Raw genomic sequence first — 16,303 nt, 5'->3', positions numbered from 1 at the left:
GACTGAACACTCACCCCCGCCCGTGTCGATCTCCCATCCGACACGGGCTTTCGCATGTAAACGCCCTGGCGCCGCCGACACGGCCCAGGGCAGGCCAACCCTTCGAGAGAGGATTGACATGACCAACGGTAACGGTGTCGAGCGGTTCGTGTTCCCCGACACGGGCCAGCAGGTCCGCACCGTGATCCTGAACGGAGAACCTTGGATCGTCGCTCGTGACGTGTGCGAGGTGCTCGGCCTAAGCAACGTCACTGCGGCGCTGACCAGGCTCGACGACGACGAGTTCACTTCAACTGAAGTCATCGACTCCGCAGGGCGCAGGCAGCAGACCTACGTGGTGACCGAGCCAGGCTTATACGGACTGATCCTTGCCTCGCGCAAGCCGGAAGCGCTGGCATTCAAGCGGTGGATCAAGCACGAGCTGCTGCCGACCTTCCGTCGTACGGGCTCCTACTCCGTCGCCCCGTCTGCGCTGCCCGACATCACCACACCGCAGGGCCAGCATGCGGTCGCCCAAATGCTGGTTGCCTCGACGGCGAAGAACCTCGAGTTGGCCGAGAGGATTGCCGAGCTGGAGCCGGAGGCAGCCCGGGCGGCGCAGACGCTCGATGCGGACGGCCTGGCGCTCGTCGGGACGGTGGCCAAAAGGTTCGGGCTGAAGGAGATACGGCTGCGTCAGTTCCTCTACGCGGAGGGCCTTCTCATCGAGCGGGGGACCCGCCGCAATGAGCCCATGGCCAGGTACATCGCCTCCGGCCACTTCAAGGTCAAGGTCACCTTGGTCGACGTGCACCCGGACCGCGCGCCGGTCGAACGCTCGGTCACCTACGTCACTCCGAAGGGCGAGGCGCTGGTCTGGAAGCGGCTGTACGAGGCCGGGGTGGTCGGCTCGCCGCGGCCGCCGGCCCGCCAGCTCGAACTCGCGCACACCTGACCAGCAGCCCGATTTCATACCAGCTCGTATACCGGCAGCCTTCTGACCTGCCAGAACGTGGCAGGTCTTATAGTTTCCGGCCCTGATCGGAGGGGCCACTCTCATCGAGGAGCGTCATGTCCCAGCCCACCACCCGCGCGAAGTTCCGCTGCAACACCGTCGAGATGTCGGCCACCGAGCCTCAGCCGGTCCTGCAGCGCCTCCCCGGCGGCGGCTACGAGCCGAGCCACGAGATGACCTGGCCGCGCACCTACCGGTTCAGCCCGCAGTACGACCACAGCATCCCGGAGGACCGGCGGTACGCCAAGTACACGCCGATCGGGGAGCTCCGGATCCAGGTGGACAACCCGAACGTCTCGTTCGAGCCCGGCAAGGACTACTACCTCGACTTCACCCCGGTCGACGAGGTCTGACCCTCACCCCCCTGTTCGTCCCGCCGTCGGCGGGCTGTCCCTGAAGGAGGGGCACATGAAGAAGTGGCTGATCGACACGGGCGAGCGTGCCGTGCGGACCGCCGCGCAGGCCGCGCTCGGCATCGTCGGCGCGGGCCAGCTCGGCCTGCTCGACGTCAACTGGCCCACCGTCGGCTCGGTGGCCGGGCTGGCGGCCGTGGTGTCGGTGCTGACGTCGGTCGCGGCCGGCCGCGCCGGCGACCCGCAGACCGCGGGCTTCACCACCCGGGCCCGCTGAGGCTGAGGGCCCGGGCCCGGCGCGGACCCTGCCCGGGCGCCCTCCCTCGTTTTGTCGGTGCCCTCCCGTAGCGTCTACGGCGAGTCCTGGAGGGCTGGCTGGAGCGCCGTCTGGTTCCTTACGCGAGGGGATGCCGGGCGGCGCTTCCACTTGTCTGACCCCCGCCTCTTCGCTCAGTGGCTCTGGGCGGCGGGGCAACAAAGGGCGCCCCGCTCCTCCTCCGGGAGGGGCGGGGCGCCTTTGTCATGCCCAGGCGCGGTCAGGCGCGCTTCCAGTGCCACCGGTGGTCGCTCGAGTAGTACGAGCACCGGTACCGCTTCTTCGTGACCTTGGCGTACCCGTACTTTCCGTGCGCCGCTGCGGGGCAGTAGGCGCCCGGCGTGATGCAGTTCCAGTGGTTCCCGGCGCGCTGGTAGCAGCTCGCCGCCGAGCTGGCGGCGTGGGCCGGGGACACCACGGCTGCGGCGGGGGCGACGAGGGCGGCCGCGGTGAGCGCGCCGGCGGCGATGATACGACGGAGCAAGGTGTTCTCCTGCGCTGGGGGACGTTTGGCCAGGAGAGGACGTCCCCGCCCGGGCGCGGGTTCACTGGCTCCTGCTCCTGTGACTCCAGGAACCTGGGCTACGTCTCCTGCCCCATGGTCTGCTCCACCCCGCTGGGTGCCTCGCGGGGTGGGAGGTCAGATGGGTCCTCGAAGCCCCAGGCTCGGCGCCGCCGCTGTTTGCGCACCGCGGCGTCGACGAGCTCGTACAGGCGGAAGTCGGCGTCCATCCGTGCAGTGTCCCCCTCGTCGCCGGTCTTCGTACGGCGATCGCGCCCCCGGAACGCCAAGCGCCGCCCCTCGCGGTGGGAGGGGCGGCGCCTTCGGTATGCCCTGGACTATGAGATCCCCGCCGGGGCGGGGCCGACACCACACGCTGTCCAGATAACCGGATCATCCCCGCCAAGGCGGGGCCGTCTGGCACGCTGCATCGATCCTCGGAGCATCCCCGTCGGGGCGGGGCCGATCCCCACATACGTGGGGAGCACGTGACTACTACCGTCCACGTCGGACCATCCCGGCATGCGCCGGGAGCACTTTGACTGGCGCCGTCCGCATTGGACCACCCCCGCGTACGCGGGGAGCACGATTAGTCTGCCGTGGGCGGCTGCTGCGCCGCAATGGCTTCGCGGATCTGGTCGGCGGTGTCCTCGCTGATCGTCAGCCACCAGTCGATGTCCAAGTCGTGCGGGTTGTCCTTGAGGAGCTCGGGGCGCTGGGGTCGGCGGGCCAGGATCACCCCGTCGCCGTCGATCTCGGCGATCTGGCCGAGCATGGCGTGGATCGCTGCGTGCGCCTCGCTCCGGGACATGCCGTGGGCGTCGGCGATCTCGTCGGCCAGGTGGTAGGCCGGGGCGTTGCGGCCCTCGCGGAGGGAGGCGATCTCGATGGTCATGTCTGCTCCTTGGAGACGGTGGTGGTCTGAGGCTAGGGGGCATCAGGTGGGCCCGGGAGGCGGTTCCCCGGGCCCGGACGGTCAACCGATGATCTGGGCGATGCCCCGGTTGAAGTCGGCCCGCTCCTCGGGGGTCATCAGGTTGATGACCTCGCCGAGGATGCCGCGCTCGGCGGCGCGCTTGATGAGGACGGCGGCGAGGCGGCCCCAGGTCTCGTCACTGACGGTGTTGGTGGTACCCATCTGTTCGCTCCTATGTTGCGCTACCGTGTTGCGATAGACGCTAGCGCATGGAGGTGGCGAGCGCAACTCTGTTGCGGTACCGTCTTGCGCATGGCAGACACGACAGACCCCCTCGCCGCCCTTGACCGGGCCACCAAGCGGTACCGCGCCACCGAGGCCGAGCACGAGAAGTCCCGCCAGGCGGTCCTCTCCGCAGTGGTGGGGGCGCTCAAGGCCGGCGCGCGGCCGACAGACGTGCGGGCGCACTCGCCCTTCACCGACGCGTACGTGCGGAAGATCGCGCGGGACAATGGCATCGAGGCGAAGAAGAGGGGCGCATGAGCGAGGAGACGGCCGAGATGACCGAGCGCCGGGCACGGAAGGGTAGCCGGCCAAAGAGGCAGGGCTGACGCGCCCCCGTGCGCCCTCCCGTAGAGGGGGCGCAAGGGGGGCGTTGCGTCATGTCTGAGGCCCGTCCTCTCGGGACAGCGGGTATCCCACCTCGTACTGATCGGAGTCCAGTCGGGTGTCGTTGACCTCGAGCGGCCGCCCGCCAGCGGATTGGGCGAGGCGGACGATGCGCAGCACCGGCACGCCGGGCGGCAACGTCAGGAACTCGGCCTCGCCGGGGGTGGGCATGCGGGCGCTGATCGCCGCGGACCACTGCAGGGGTCCGTGCCCCATCTCCTCCATGCGGTCGTAGATGCCGCCGGGGCCGGTGTCGGCTTCGGCGAGGATGGTACTGCGAGCCAGGCCCGCGGGGAGGTAGCTGGTGGCCAGCTGGCGTACGGCGGCGGCATCCTCGTCGGCGACCTGCAGGAGCGCACCCTGACCTGGCGGCCCGCCCCTACTGCCGCAGCTGCGCCGTGCGCTCCGCAGGCAAGCCCCACTTCGGAGGGAACCGGTAGTCGACCGCCCCTGGCGTCTGCCGGAACTCCTGCTTGATCCGCGTCCTGCTGGCCACGCCGTTCACGTGCGGGTGGGAGACGCGCGTGTACTTGCTGACCTCGCAGAACACGTTCTGCCAGTCGATCAGGTGAGGCCACCGGCCCCACAAGTCCCGGAATGGCAGGCCGAGCCGGTCGAACTCGTCGCGGGAGACGTCCCGGATCCACGCGACGAGGTCGGCCGGTGCCAGGCCAGCGGTGTCGGCGAACATCTTCGACAGGCCGTCGAGGCAGCCTGGCCCGGCGACGACGAACTCGTTCTCGTCGACGTCGACCACCGGCGAGTACCCCAGGTCGATCGCGTACTGAAACGCCAGGAACGGCCCGAGCGACGGCAGGGCAAGCAGCAGCTCGTACACCTCGCGCAGGGTCGTCGCATCGGCCAGCCGGTAGGCCAGACCGGAGGTCATGACGTGCTCCAGCAACCTGAGGTGGTTGCCGTGCTTGCGAGCCTCGCCGAAGCCGGGGTTCGGGATGATGTACGCCGCCGAGTAGACCTTCTCCCCGCGCTGCATCGCCGCCGTCAGGGCCTGGTTGTACCGGGCGAAGTCGTAGCCCTCCCATGACGGCGGCTCGCCGATCGCGCCCGTGAGAAGCTCCCACGTTTCGATCTTGTTGAACAGTTTGAACAGCAGGATGCGGAACACCAGCTCTTCGACGTCCTGCGGGCCGGTGTAGATGACGTCGCGGATGAGGTACTGACTGACCCGGTCGGAGGCCCGGTAGACGTTGGTGAACTTGTGCCGGCCGATGACGGGATCCGTCGTCCACGGCGGCGGGTCGCCGGCCGCCCGGTGATGGAAGACCTGCTGCCGTTCCGCGGCGAACCACCAGTAGGTGTCGAACACGCTCGCGCGCACCTGCAGGGTGCGGGCGCCGACACGCACGGGCCGGACCGGCTCGTCGGCGCGCGGCTCGTCGAGGTCGAGGAGTTGCATCTGGCTCTCCAGCACAGTCGGACGGTAACGCAGGCCAGGGCCGCTCGTCGGCATTTCCTTCCCTGCCGCTGGCCTCATACGCGAAGCCCCCTCCCGCTCTCACGCCGAGGGCGGGCAGGGGCGCCATGTTCACGTCAGGGCCTGCGGTTGACCACCCCGCCGCTGCAGTACGGGCAGGGCCGCCAGCGGCTGGACAGCAGCCAGGACCGTTTGCGGCCGGTGCCGGAGCACCGCCGGCAGGTGGACATCGGGTGGCGGCTGGCGCTGAGCCCCACCGCGGCTATGAAGAGGATGACGAGCACGACGAAGATGAGCGCGCCTTGGGCGGCCTCGGTCATGGGCTTCCTTCCACGAGATAGGGATGTAGACAGCTGCCGTCGGGCGTCCTCAGGCCGCCACGGCCTGCCGCGCGCGCATGCGCCGGCGCTCTTTCTCGGTGGTGCCGCCCCACACCCCGGTCTCGTCGTGATCGAGGGCGTAGGCGAGGCACTCTGCGCGGACCTCGCAGCGGCGGCAGATCTTCTTCCCGGCGTCGGGGCGCTGGCCCTCGTCAGGGAAGAAGGCCTCTGGGTCGGTCTCGGCGCACAGCGCCTGGGCCATCCACTCGGCGTCGGGGTCGTGGGCGAGGGCGTACAGGTCGGCGAGGTCATCCCCGGTCATTGGTTACTTTCCGTGATCGAATGTCGGTTGGTCGAATGTCCGCCGGGTGCACCGTGCGATGTCCGCCGCGGTTGTCCGCCGGACATCCCCCCGCGCCCGCGCGTGCGCGCACGCGTGTGGAGCCCCTCCCCGGGGGTGATGGGGGAGGGGAGGACCCGCCCGAGCGAGGGGGTCACGGTCCGTCACCCCGACGGCGGCCCGCGCCCCCCTCAGCGGCCGTGGCGGCCTCCAGGAGGCCCTCAGCGGGGCAGGCCAGGGCCCACAGGCCCCTCCCGGTCTGCCGGATCAGGCCCTCCCCCCGCCATGCCGCCAGGCGGTCAGTGGCGTAGGTCCGCGACCTCCCCTGCGCGGCCGCCGCCGCGACAACGTCGCCGGTCCGCACATCGCCGTCGCGCGCGTCGACGAACACCGCGCACATCGCCGCGAGCGCCGGATCCACCGCGGCCGACGAGTCGATCCGTTCAGACACCATCGTCCTGTGCGGGGGAGCGGCAGCCACCGCCCGCAGGGTCGTGGCGCTCGCCGGCGGTGGCGCAGCGGCGAGCTCGCGCTGCGCGGGGGAACAGTACGGCAGCAGGTGCTCCGGCAGATCCGCCCACCGGCCCGCGTAGAACGGCAACTCCTGTGCGGTCTCCGGCTCCAGGACCGGCGCCAGGTGCTCGGTCTCCGCGGCCGCTCGTGCCAAGTCCTTATCGGTGACCTCCGGAGTGTGCAGCAGCCGGGCGTGCCGCTCGCCGCTGACCTGGAGGTAGAACACTCCGGTCGGCAGGACTGTGGTGTCGAGCCGGGTCCAGTGCTTCAGCAGGAACTGGGCGTCCGCACGCTCCTGCATCCGGCCGGCGACCCGCCGCGTAAACAGCGGCCGCAGATCCGGGTGCAGGGACCCCTGCGCGAGGTACTGAGACGCCGCCTCCACGCCGATGCCCGCCGCCCGCCCCTTGGCCCCGACTTCCTTCGCGGACTCGACCGTCGCCCTGTTCTGCGTGGTCTTGCCCCACGCGGTGGCGAACTCGTCGAACAGGATCAGCACCGCGGGCCGCCGCGGCGACAGGGGGAGCTTCTGGTTGTCCTCCGGCTGCAGCAGCCGCCCACGCAAGGGGATCAGCGCCGCCGCGTCGGCGAACACCTCCTCCACCTGCGCGCGGTTCACGGCGATCCGGTCAAGCCGCGGCAGGATCGACGCGAACGTCATGCCGTCGTTCTTCAGATCGACGGCCCAGATCAGCACGTCGGGGCAGTACGCGCGCAGGTAGGCAATCAGCCGCAGCAGGTTGGACTTCGCCGAGCCGGGCTCGCCACCGTACAGGCCACGGGTCATGCCCTCGGTGGCGTACTGCTCGATGAACAGGTCCCGGCCGTCGTCGTCGACTCCCTGCCAGATCGGGTCGTACACGGAGGCGGGGATGGGCGCCTGATCCAGGCGCACGGCGCGGGCCCTCACACGCCCGTCCTGCCAGGTGAGGATGACCCGGTTGGATGCGGTGGAGCCGGGGTCTTGGCGGACCTCGCGGATGCTGCCCTCGGGCCAGCCCATCCCGGACTCGATCTTTCGCCGGAGCCGGTCGACGTCCTCCCGCGTAGTGCCGAGCGGCAGCCGCAGCGGGAAGTCCACCCGCTTGCCCTGCAGGCGCGGCGTGGACGTCAAGACCGCGCCGGCGGCGCCGAGCCCGGCCAGCACGGCGGGCAGCTGGGCCGTCCAGTTGCGGCAGCGGGCCCGCAGGCCACGCCAGGAACGCGCGGCCGGGTGCGCGAGCCACGCCGCGGTGGCAACGGCTGCCAGGCCCGCCCAGGCCTGGCCGAGGATCCCGGCCGGGCCCCAGGCGGTCGCCGCGGTCGCCCAGGCACCGAAGACGACCGTTGCTCCGGTGAGGGTGTCGGCGTGCTCGGGTGCGACGCCGCGGCGGTCCCAGGCACGGCGCAGCACCGCCACGCAGCCGCCGCACACCAGTCCGGCCGCCCACCACGGCACCTCGGCGAGGTGGGCGGTTGTGCCGCTGGTGAGGGCGGCCAGCGCGAGCCCGGGCGCGGCGAGCTGGTCGCGGCGCGGCCACAGGACACGGCGCCATGTCCACCACGCGACCCGGCCAGCCCGGACGGCGACCTTGACCGTGGTGCGGGCGGCACCCCACAGGATGACGGGAACGCTGTCCCGCGCCGGCGCCGGGAAAGGCGCCGGCGCGGAATCGTGCTGAGGGGGCACGGCTACCGGCCCCACCCGCGGACCGCGGTCACGATCACAGCGACGATCACGGGCGTAGTCACGACGAGCGTGATGACGAGGGCGATGTTGAACATCAAGCATTCACCTTCTCCCGACGCGGCTGGGCCTTACGGCGCTGCCACCACGGCAGCTCATCCACCCACGCCTTGCGATTCTTCGAGGCGAGACTGTGGTGAGAACCGGCGGCCTCGGCGAGCTCGGTGACGGAGGGGTATCGGCCCTCGGCGCACTGCTGGTCCCAGAAGTCGCGCATGATCTTGGTCTTGGGCTGCACCTCGGGCTCGTCGCCGCCGTCACCCTGGCCGCCCTCCGACGACCCGCCGGAAGGCTGTTCTCCCTGCTCACCGACCTCACCTGTGACCTCGTTCGCGGTCGCGGCCGGGGTCACGTCGGCGGGCGCAGCCGACATCGCGGGCGGCGGGCAGGCCGGGTCGAACACCGCGGGGTTGAACAGGTCGATCGGACCCGTGTCCGTGACATCGGACGTGACTGCCGTCGTGACCGCAGAGCCGGTCACGCCTGCGGTCGCGGCCGAGGCCGCGTCAATGGCCCGCGGCGTCCACTCGCGCGGCAGGAACAGCGGCGGCTCCGCGACCTGCGACGCGACGCGGCCCGCTACTGCTGGCGCGGTCGCGGCTGTGGTCACGGGCGCCGGGCGCTGGCGTGTCAGGTCCGCCAGCAGCATGGTCACGTTCGCCAGGTCGCTCTTCGTCTCATGCCGGTCCGTAAGCGTCTCACGCAGGTGACGGGTCTCCTCGGCCAGCCGAGCGAAGTCGCCCTGGTGCGCCGGCTCAGGCTCGGCCACCGGCGCGGCCGCCCACGCCGATTCCGGGGCGACGTCGAGGAGCTGCTCCATGCTGCGCAGGACGGCCACCTCGCGCCGCAGGACCTCCTGCTGCTCGGGGTCGCGGGCGAGGCCGGTGTGAGCGGCAGCCGCCCGGAAGGCGCGCCGCAGGCGGGTGTACGCGCGGCGCTGCTTCCGCTCGGAAGCGCCGGCCTCCCGCAGCTGGTGCGCGTTGTCGGCGGCTAGCGCCACCCGGTCGAGGCGGCGCTGGGCGTCGACCTCCTCCGCGGTACGGTCTGTCGCTTCGGCCAGGCCCAGCCGGACGAGCACCCGCTCGGGGGTGAGCCGCCAGTGGATGCGGCCGCGGCCGGTGATGCGGTGCCGTTCGATGGCCATTCCGCGTTCCCACAGCCAGGCGGCCACGAGCGGGGCGGCGAGCCGGAAGATGGCCTCGGCGACGCTGCGTGCGTCCAAGGTAGACAGGACGGCGGACAGGCAGGTGAAGATCCAGACGGCGAGGCCGTCCAGCCCGGCGCCGCGGTCCTCTCGCATGCTGCGGCGGGCGCGTACGGCGCTCGTGACGACGGCGACTTCGATGAACGCGAACAGCCCGAGCCTCAGCGGGCCGTCGAAGCCGAGGACGTCGCCGGAGAAGCGCCACATGCCCTGGGCGGACACGCCGGTGGCGATGCTCGCGGCGATGATGGTCAGGCGGTCCTCGACGGGGCGGTTCGCCGCCCAAGAGCGTGCGGCGCCGGCGGCCGCTCGGATCGGCCGGAGAACAGCCCGTGTGGTCCCGCGAGCAGCGAAGTAGCCCAGGACCAGCAGGGCCAGGCCGAGCACACCGAGGACAGCGGTCACCACGGGATGTTCGGATGCGAAGGTCTCGACCGCGTCGGCGACGCGTCCGAGATCGGGAGCGGAGCCCGCTTCCATGGATGGGTCCTCCTGTAGACCGGGGGTATGTCTACACCTTAGATTGGGTATGTCTACACCCGCAATGATGAGGAGATGCAGATTGCTCGCCTCCAGCGCCCGCGACTACGGTGATCCCGTGCCGAACCAGCCCAAGTACCCAGGTCGCCACCTGCGGATGGACCCGCAGCGGTGGGAAGCATTCGGCACCCACGCCGCTCTACGTGCCGGCGACCGGACGAAAGAGCTCATCCAGATCATCGACTGGCTGCTCTACGCCCCTGACGCCCAGCCGCCGGAGCGTGTGCCGCCCGCCGAGCTCATCGCCAGCATGCGGGAGGCGGCCGACGAGGCCAGGGAAGAAGCGCTTCACACCCCCGATGACCGCAGGCGCGAGTCTCTCAAGGAGAAGGCGGCGGCTCTGCAGGCGATGGCCACGCTGGTGCGCGAGCGGGCGAAGGCCGCCGGGCTGCTCGACGACTGATCAGACGCGAGAGCGCCCCGCTCCTCGAGCGAGGATGCGGGGTGCTCTCGCGTGTCAGGCTGTGGTCAGCCGAGCCAGAACGCGGCCACCGACCAGGTTGCGGCGTCGGCGGTGGAGCCGTCGTGCGGGACAACCTCGGTGGGTGCGATGTACCCCTGGCCGGGGTCCAGGCGGATACGGAAGCACCGCAGCGGGTGCCCGTCGGCGATGTAGCGCCGCAGGTCGTCGGTGTGCGGCAGGTGGCCGTTCTGGTCGCGGCCCAGCTCGGCGCAGATGTCCATGATGGTGCGGTCCGCGAGTAGGAGGTAGCGGCTGCCGGGGCCCATGTTGAGGGCCAGGCGGCGCCGGCTGTTCAGCCGAGTCGGGTAGGGCTGGCGGTCGAAGTTGTCGACGTGCAGGCCGATCCTGCGGTTGCCGTTGTCGTGGTCGCGGGTGGTGGTCAGCAGGCCGGGAGGGCTGTCGGCGCAGGCGAGCCGCTCGCGGGGCCAGCGTCCGTCCAGCGGGTCGAGGGCGGCGGCGGCCTGGCGGCGCGCGTCCAGGTCGGCGGCCGCGTCCACTGGCAGCGGGTGGGTGACCAGCTCGACCAGCAGACTCCGGGGGGTTGTCGCGTCCGGGCGGAGCTGCTCGGCCTCCTCCTCGGCGATCGGTCGCCAGTCGCCGGAGGGGACGACGGCGGTCCGCTCGTCGTAGCCGGGTGCGTCGCCCGCCGTGGTGACGCCGCCGACGTCGACGCAGTGCTGGATGTCGGTGTACTGGCCGAACAGCAGGCGGAAGCCCATTACCCCTCCTATGTCTGGTCCTCGGCGATGGTGATTTCCAGGTCTGCTGCGGCTGCCCGGGCCAGGTCCGGGAGCTGCGACCGGTCGATGGTGACCTTCCGGAGAGAGCTGAGGCCGCGGAGGCCGGCCAGGTCGTTGCCCCGTAGATCGAGGCCGCGGTAGGTGCCGCCGTTGAACTCGGTCCGGAGGAGATCGCAGTCGACGGCTGCGCTGCCGGTCATGTCCGCGCGGGTGAACGACATCTCGCGTAGCGAGCAGGAATTGAAGATGACGGGCCCGGCGGCGCGGACGTTGACGAAGACGGAGTAGTCCAGCCTGCACCGCTCGAATATGACGTTGTCGAAGGTGACTTCTTCCAGGAGCGCGCCGAGGAGTCGGCAGTCGCGGAACACGACGCGGGACAGTTTGCTGTCCGACCAGTGCAGATGGGACAGGTCGCAGCCGGTCAGCTCGACTGAGCTCACCGCCAGCTTGTTGAGGTTGGTGCGCTGGGTGACCAGTTCGCTGATACGTCCGCTCATGAGGGTGACGCCGGACAGGGACAGCTCCCGCAGCCGGGCGCCGGTGTAACTGAACTCGGTGAGCTTGTCGCCGTCCAGGGAGGCGACCTCGGTGAGGTCCTCCTCGTCCAGGCCGGGCAGCAGGACGCTCGTCTGCCGCAGGGTGTGCGTCTCCATGTGTTCTCCCTATCGGAATGCGGCGGGGCCGCGGGCGGTTCCCCGATGTGCTCGCCCACGGCCCCAGCTCGGTGGCTACTTCTTGGACCAGTTGTCCCACGAGGGTCTGTTGTCGAAGGTGTTACCGGTGTTGTCCCACGACGGCTTGTTGCCGAACCCGGCGTGGATCGGGGCGGGGGTGGTGGGTTCGTACGTGGTGACAAGGTCGTCGACGAGCGGGGCGTCCGTGGTCGCCAGGACCTGCAGCGGGCTCATGCGTGCTCCCTGGTTGCGGTGGTTGCCAGTGCGGTGATGAGGGCTTGCCGGGTGAGGCGGCAGTACGCGGTCTCCGTGCTGGCGAAGCTGCCGTTCTCGAAATAGCGGTTTCCTGCCTGGGCTCCGCGGCACCAGTCCCAGAATGCGCAGGTGTCGCGGCAGGCGCGTAGGCCGGCCATGAACTCGCGGACGTACCGCAGTCGATGCGCGTTGCCGAGCATCGCGAGGATGGACTGGTCGCGGACGTTCCCGGCGACGAAATCGCCGTACGCCGGGTCGGTGATGCCAGCCAGTTCCGGGGACAGCAGCACGACGTCGCCGGTCCACGCCACGGTGGGGATCGGGTCCAGGCGGCGGCTGTCCCACGCCCCGTGCTGCCCGCGGCGGATCAGCCGCAGATAGTCCGCGACGCGCTGTACCTCCCGCAGGATGGGAAGGCGCCCGGGCTGCATCGACCAGGCCACGACCCGCGCCCAGAACTCCTCGGCTGCCTCCGGGGTGATCGGCGGCGTCCAGGTGTTCACGCCCTCCTGCTCCTCGACGTTCAGCCCGATGCTGTGCGGCTCCAGGCGCGCGAGGAAATCCAGCAGCGCCTCGGGTTCGGCGATGCCGTCGGGGCCGACGACGGCGATGACGGAGAACGGAATGCGATGGGTGTGGAGGTCGCGGATACCGCGGATGGCGCGGATGAACGAGGACTGCCCACGCAGGTCGGTGCGGCGGGCGTTCAAGTGGGCGGGACCGTCGATGCTCACGCCCACCCGCACATCATGACGCGTCAGCAGTTCGCACCAACGCTCGTTGAGGAGCACCGCGTTGGTCTGTACGTAGTGCCGTATGCGGCGCTGCTGGCGCAGGGTCTCGAACGGGGCCAGCATCGCGGCGAACCGGTTGACACCGACGGTGAGTGGTTCGCCGCCGTGCCACACGATGTCCACCTGACCACCGCGGCGGGTGAGTTCCTCAGCGGAGGCGGCCACGGCGTCCAGGACTTCGGCCGGCATCTGACGGTTGAGCGTGCGGTGCGGCAGGTAGCAGTAGCTGCAGTTCAGGTTGCACAGCGGGGTGGGTTGGATCACGAGCGTTTTCGGCGGACCGAACCAATGCCCGATCTCCTGCCGTTCGTCCATCGCGGTCCTTGTCGTGGTGGGAGGTGGGGTGGGTGCCGGCCCCGGGCGGGGCAGGGGAGTCGCCCGGGGCCGGCGTACTCGGCGGCGTTGGGTGTGGTGGAGCACGCCCGACGGGGAGAAAGGGCGCACGACCATGCCGCCGAGGGCTTAGGGGTGTGTTCAGCGGGAGGACGCGGCCGGCTAGGTGAGGTCGAACTCGCCGTCGCGGACGCCGGCGAGGAAGGCGTCCCACTCGGCGGGGGTGAAGGCCAGGGCAGGCCCGTCGGGCTTCTTGCTGTGGCGGACGCCTACCTGGCCGCCGCCGAGGTCGAGTGCGACCTCTACGCAGGCGCATTCGTTGGCGCTGTGCAGGCTCTTGCGCCAGGTGGCGCCGGACGAATCGGCGGGGTTCATGTCCCTCTTCTTCACAGGTGGGCGTGGGGGTCAGGACCGGCCCGGGCGCGCCGCGCCGGTACGTTCCGGGCCGGGGTGGAACGCTCGGCGGCGCAGGGGCCAGTCCCTCCACGGGGGCAGAAGGGCGACCTCGTCCGCACCGCCGAGCGGCTTATGGGGTATCCGGGATTTCCGTGGGCGGGCTGACGAACCCGGGCCGCCAGCCGCCCTGAATGCGGGCGGTGTAGCGTTCGGCGAACCACTGGTCGAGCGGCACTTGGGTCAGCGATGTGACATCGCTGGATTTGACGACGCCGTCGCTGGTGACGATCTCCTTCGCCCATGTTCTGCCGGCGAAGAGGAGACAGACTTGCCGTTCGCCGTTCGGTCCCTCCCGGAGGAAGCAGTAGTCGGCGGTCTGGTAGGCCGGTTGCGGTGTCGGCACGCTGGGTGCCAGGTTGCGCAGGCTGGGGAAGGCGTTGAGCACGGCGAGGAGGTTCATCGGCCCGCCTCGTGGCCGGGGCCGGATGCCGTGGTTTCTGCCACGCTCTCCTGGTGTGCGATGGCGCGGGCCAGCTGGAGTGCGTCGTCGCCGTCGACGGTTCGGTAGGCGCCGGCCGCTTCCTCGGCCACGGTGAACGGGCGTTCGCGGGTGGCCCAGAGGCGGCCCGTGTCGCTCCGCATGATCCGCCAGCCCGGGGTCGTCGGCGGGGCGTCGGTGGCTCTAGGGTGTGCCATGGGTCAGGACCTCGATTCCTGATCAAGGGCCCGCGCCTGGCGTTCACGGCGTTGGGCGAGGGCCCGTCTTACCAGTGCGCGAGTGACGCTATACGCACGGTGACGGGCCGCCCAGGGACGTCATGTCCCCATGCTGAGGAAATTCTCAGGCGGACTAGGACGCTGTGTCCTACCTCACAGGCTGAGCGTGCGCACGAGGGAGCGCACAGCGGCAGACGGCCGGGTTTCCTCCTCCCGGACCCGCTCCACCAGTTCCCGCGCGAGCGCCTGGTGGCGGAACCACACTACCGACCGGCTGCGCGCTTCGATGAGCCGCTCGGTCGCTGCTCGGCGCTGCCGGGCGTCCAGGTGCGACTGGGCGACGTCCAGCAGGTGACGGCCGTGGCTGATGCCGTTCAGGTCGCCGGGGCGGATCCGGCGGGACGCCTCAAGGGCGCGGGCCGGCTCCCGCAGCACGGTGTAGGCGTGGGTCTCCTGCATGGCGACGGTGGCGGGACCGAACGCGCTGTTGTAGATGGCGGTGCGGCGGCCGAGCCGCCCGGCCGCCGCGGTGGCCAGCGAAACGTAGTCGGCGACGTCCCGGCCCGCCGCGGCGGCGGGCGCGAGGGCAGTCATGAGGAGGTTGCCGTAGGCGGCGACATGGGCCGTCGGCGCGCTGAAGGTGGGTTCGATGCGGGCAGCCATGCGGGCGGCGAGCTCCTCGGCCTCGCGAGTGCGGGCCTGGTGAAGCAGCACCCACGCGTACGTGCCGTGGAGGGTGGCCCACAGCAGTTCGTCGTCCCCGGCGTGGGCGGCAGTGATGGCGCGTTCGGCGCCGATCGCCGCCAGGTCGTCCCGGCCGAGGTGGACCATGATGCTCGCGGCGAGGTCGTAGGCCATGGCCAGCGGGTACACCGCGGTTGCCCCGTGCGCCTGATGAGTGAGGCGGGCCTCGGCGATCAGGTCCGGAAGTTGTGCGATGAGGGCGGGGAACTCGCCCTGCCAGTAGGCGCGGCAGGCGGCGTCGACCGCGTCGCGGATGGCGGGCACAGGGGTGGGTTCCCCGTCGTGCCCGTCATCGATGGCGGGCAGATGGTGCGGGGAAAGCAGGGCGTCGCGGAGCGCCAGGACGCTGGCGCCGTCGCGGTCACTGCCCATGCGGTCCCGTTTGTCAGTGAGCTGGCTCAGCTCGATGTCCAAGGCGTTGGCGAGCGCCATGAGGCTGGTCAGCCGGGTCGATTGCCTGCGGCCCTGCTCCAGCTTGGCGACCAGGTCGCGGGACAACCCGGCTCGTTCGGCCAGCTTCTCCTGGGTGAGATCGCGGTCCTTGCGGGCGGCTCGAAGCCTGGCGCCGATCGTGTTACCTTCGTCCATACCAGCCCTGCACTCCCTGTATGACTCGACATCTACAGGCTGGCGTGCAGGGCTAACGCATGTCCAGACTTCGCTGGGTTCTTCTGCTGGGCATCGTGATCCCCGGCGATCGTGCGGTGCTCTGGGCGCGGGGAGTCGACCGCGGCGCCCCGGCGCTCGGCCCCTCGCCGAGGGCACTCGCGGCCAGGCCGCAGGAGTTGCGAGGACCTCCCGACGGCCCGGACAGACCATGATGCCTAGACAAGTGGCCAGACGTCTATAGGCGTACGGCCATACGCCGTCGAATGTGAAGCCGGACGGGTGGGCTTCTACGTTTGCCTCTGTGATTGATCATGATGGGGACACACACGTCTACATCCAGCTCGCCGACGTGATCGCAGAGCGCATCACGTCCGGTGTGCTCAGGCCGCGACGCCCCATCCCGTCGGAAGCCCAGCTGGTTCAGGAGTTCGGTGTTGCCCGGGAGACCGTGCGGAAGGCGGTTTCCATCCTCCGAGACCGTGGTCTTGTCTACACGGTGCCGGCGAGAGGTTCATTCGTCCGGGATACCGGACACGATGTTGTCGTGACTATGGACGCCGACGAGATCACGGTCACCTGCAGGCCGCCCACGGAGGCCGAGCAGGCACAGCTGGAGATCGGCCCAGACGATCCCGTGGTGGTGGTCTACCAGCGGGGGCGTGCCGAGGTGTACGCGGCTGGCACGGTAATCCGGATCAAGCGGGCCCCGCAGGCGGAGTGAGACCTGACCACAAGCGGGGCCGCCTG

The 16,303-nt window shown here is 70.5% G+C and carries 25 protein-coding genes; 7 read left to right on the top strand and 18 right to left on the bottom strand.

Annotation, left to right across the window (positions count from 1 at the left end):
• Positions 1–118 precede the first annotated feature (118 nt).
• The 3 genes from AB0O28_RS18700 (at position 119) to AB0O28_RS18690 (ending at position 1,624) form a co-directional block, all read left to right on the top strand.
• Positions 119–934, top strand: a complete 816-nt coding sequence (locus tag AB0O28_RS18700) for a BRO family protein (protein WP_363641665.1) — start codon at positions 119–121, stop codon at positions 932–934.
• 116 nt (positions 935–1,050) lie between these two features.
• Positions 1,051–1,347 (top strand): hypothetical protein, encoded by a 297-nt coding sequence (locus AB0O28_RS18695; RefSeq protein WP_363641663.1) that lies wholly within the window; start codon positions 1,051–1,053, stop codon positions 1,345–1,347.
• Positions 1,348–1,402: 55 nt separating this feature from the next.
• Positions 1,403–1,624, top strand: coding sequence for a holin (locus tag AB0O28_RS18690; protein ID WP_363641661.1), 222 nt, complete (start codon positions 1,403–1,405; stop codon positions 1,622–1,624).
• Positions 1,625–1,883: 259 nt separating this feature from the next.
• On the opposite strand, the gene AB0O28_RS18685 is transcribed toward AB0O28_RS18690, so the two are convergent.
• From AB0O28_RS18685 to AB0O28_RS18670, 4 genes are all read right to left on the bottom strand, one after another.
• A complete protein-coding gene (locus AB0O28_RS18685; protein ID WP_363641659.1) occupies positions 1,884–2,147 on the bottom strand; it encodes a hypothetical protein in 264 nt (87 codons plus the stop codon).
• A 98-nt stretch (positions 2,148–2,245) separates the two neighbouring features.
• Positions 2,246–2,395, bottom strand: coding sequence for a hypothetical protein (locus tag AB0O28_RS18680; protein WP_363641657.1), 150 nt, complete (start codon positions 2,393–2,395; stop codon positions 2,246–2,248).
• Between the two features lie 359 nt (positions 2,396–2,754).
• The gene (locus AB0O28_RS18675) at positions 2,755–3,060 is read right to left on the bottom strand and encodes a hypothetical protein (protein WP_363641655.1); all 306 of its coding nucleotides are present in this window, start codon (positions 3,058–3,060) and stop codon (positions 2,755–2,757) included.
• Between the two features lie 81 nt (positions 3,061–3,141).
• On the bottom strand, positions 3,142–3,303 hold the full coding sequence (locus AB0O28_RS18670) for a hypothetical protein (protein ID WP_363641653.1): 162 nt from the start codon (positions 3,301–3,303) through the stop codon (positions 3,142–3,144).
• Between the two features lie 90 nt (positions 3,304–3,393).
• Here AB0O28_RS18670 and AB0O28_RS18665 point away from each other — a divergent pair, with 90 nt between their 5' ends.
• Positions 3,394–3,624 (top strand): hypothetical protein, encoded by a 231-nt coding sequence (locus AB0O28_RS18665; protein ID WP_363641651.1) that lies wholly within the window; start codon positions 3,394–3,396, stop codon positions 3,622–3,624.
• A 117-nt stretch (positions 3,625–3,741) separates the two neighbouring features.
• On the opposite strand, the gene AB0O28_RS18660 is transcribed toward AB0O28_RS18665, so the two are convergent.
• The 6 genes from AB0O28_RS18660 to AB0O28_RS18635 form a co-directional block, all read right to left on the bottom strand.
• On the bottom strand, positions 3,742–4,062 hold the full coding sequence (locus tag AB0O28_RS18660; protein WP_363642099.1) for a UTRA domain-containing protein: 321 nt from the start codon (positions 4,060–4,062) through the stop codon (positions 3,742–3,744).
• Positions 4,063–4,129: 67 nt separating this feature from the next.
• Positions 4,130–5,182 (bottom strand): nucleotide kinase domain-containing protein, encoded by a 1,053-nt coding sequence (locus AB0O28_RS18655; RefSeq protein WP_363641649.1) that lies wholly within the window; start codon positions 5,180–5,182, stop codon positions 4,130–4,132.
• A 119-nt stretch (positions 5,183–5,301) separates the two neighbouring features.
• Entirely contained in the window at positions 5,302–5,505 is a 204-nt protein-coding gene (locus tag AB0O28_RS18650) for a hypothetical protein (protein ID WP_363641647.1), read from the bottom strand.
• A gap of 49 nt (positions 5,506–5,554) precedes the next feature.
• Positions 5,555–5,827 carry a WhiB family transcriptional regulator gene (locus AB0O28_RS18645; protein ID WP_363641645.1) on the bottom strand — a complete coding sequence of 91 codons (273 nt, stop codon included), beginning with the start codon at positions 5,825–5,827 and terminating at the stop codon, positions 5,555–5,557.
• Between the two features lie 172 nt (positions 5,828–5,999).
• Positions 6,000–8,027, bottom strand: coding sequence for a hypothetical protein (locus tag AB0O28_RS18640; protein ID WP_363641643.1), 2,028 nt, complete (start codon positions 8,025–8,027; stop codon positions 6,000–6,002).
• Between the two features lie 94 nt (positions 8,028–8,121).
• The gene (locus AB0O28_RS18635; protein WP_363641641.1) at positions 8,122–9,768 is read right to left on the bottom strand and encodes a hypothetical protein; all 1,647 of its coding nucleotides are present in this window, start codon (positions 9,766–9,768) and stop codon (positions 8,122–8,124) included.
• Positions 9,769–9,850: 82 nt separating this feature from the next.
• Here AB0O28_RS18635 and AB0O28_RS18630 point away from each other — a divergent pair, with 82 nt between their 5' ends.
• Positions 9,851–10,231 (top strand): hypothetical protein, encoded by a 381-nt coding sequence (locus tag AB0O28_RS18630; protein ID WP_363641639.1) that lies wholly within the window; start codon positions 9,851–9,853, stop codon positions 10,229–10,231.
• A 65-nt stretch (positions 10,232–10,296) separates the two neighbouring features.
• Here AB0O28_RS18630 and AB0O28_RS18625 read toward each other — a convergent pair whose 3' ends face one another.
• The 8 genes from AB0O28_RS18625 to AB0O28_RS18590 all read right to left on the bottom strand — a co-directional run bounded on the left by AB0O28_RS18625 (position 10,297) and on the right by AB0O28_RS18590 (position 15,535).
• On the bottom strand, positions 10,297–11,010 hold the full coding sequence (locus AB0O28_RS18625; protein WP_363641637.1) for a hypothetical protein: 714 nt from the start codon (positions 11,008–11,010) through the stop codon (positions 10,297–10,299).
• 8 nt (positions 11,011–11,018) lie between these two features.
• The gene (locus AB0O28_RS18620; protein WP_363641635.1) at positions 11,019–11,687 is read right to left on the bottom strand and encodes a pentapeptide repeat-containing protein; all 669 of its coding nucleotides are present in this window, start codon (positions 11,685–11,687) and stop codon (positions 11,019–11,021) included.
• A 75-nt stretch (positions 11,688–11,762) separates the two neighbouring features.
• On the bottom strand, positions 11,763–11,942 hold the full coding sequence (gene amcA / locus AB0O28_RS18615; protein WP_363641633.1) for a multiple cyclophane-containing RiPP AmcA: 180 nt from the start codon (positions 11,940–11,942) through the stop codon (positions 11,763–11,765).
• Positions 11,939–13,072, bottom strand: a complete 1,134-nt coding sequence (gene amcB / locus AB0O28_RS18610) for a cyclophane-forming radical SAM peptide maturase AmcB (protein WP_363641631.1) — start codon at positions 13,070–13,072, stop codon at positions 11,939–11,941. Before amcB ends, amcA begins: the two co-directional genes overlap by 4 nt.
• 180 nt (positions 13,073–13,252) lie before the next feature.
• The gene (locus tag AB0O28_RS18605; RefSeq protein WP_363641629.1) at positions 13,253–13,465 is read right to left on the bottom strand and encodes a DUF397 domain-containing protein; all 213 of its coding nucleotides are present in this window, start codon (positions 13,463–13,465) and stop codon (positions 13,253–13,255) included.
• Positions 13,466–13,616: 151 nt separating this feature from the next.
• Complete coding sequence (locus AB0O28_RS18600; protein ID WP_363641627.1) at positions 13,617–13,946, bottom strand: hypothetical protein; 330 nt, start codon at positions 13,944–13,946, stop codon at positions 13,617–13,619.
• Positions 13,943–14,182, bottom strand: coding sequence for a hypothetical protein (locus AB0O28_RS18595; protein ID WP_363641625.1), 240 nt, complete (start codon positions 14,180–14,182; stop codon positions 13,943–13,945). Before AB0O28_RS18595 ends, AB0O28_RS18600 begins: the two co-directional genes overlap by 4 nt.
• A gap of 174 nt (positions 14,183–14,356) precedes the next feature.
• Complete coding sequence (locus AB0O28_RS18590) at positions 14,357–15,535, bottom strand: helix-turn-helix transcriptional regulator (protein WP_363641623.1); 1,179 nt, start codon at positions 15,533–15,535, stop codon at positions 14,357–14,359.
• 59 nt (positions 15,536–15,594) lie between these two features.
• On the opposite strand from AB0O28_RS18590, the gene AB0O28_RS18585 reads away from it, so the two are divergent.
• Positions 15,595–15,768 (top strand): hypothetical protein, encoded by a 174-nt coding sequence (locus AB0O28_RS18585; RefSeq protein ID WP_363641621.1) that lies wholly within the window; start codon positions 15,595–15,597, stop codon positions 15,766–15,768.
• Between the two features lie 89 nt (positions 15,769–15,857).
• Entirely contained in the window at positions 15,858–16,277 is a 420-nt protein-coding gene (locus AB0O28_RS18580; protein WP_363641619.1) for a GntR family transcriptional regulator, read from the top strand.
• The last annotated feature ends 26 nt before the right edge of the window (positions 16,278–16,303 follow it).

The sequence above is a fragment of the Microbispora sp. NPDC088329 genome (assembly GCF_040685655.1).
Classification (GTDB): Bacteria; Actinomycetota; Actinomycetes; order Streptosporangiales; family Streptosporangiaceae; genus Microbispora.
This window is presented reverse-complemented; position numbering and strand designations above follow the sequence as displayed.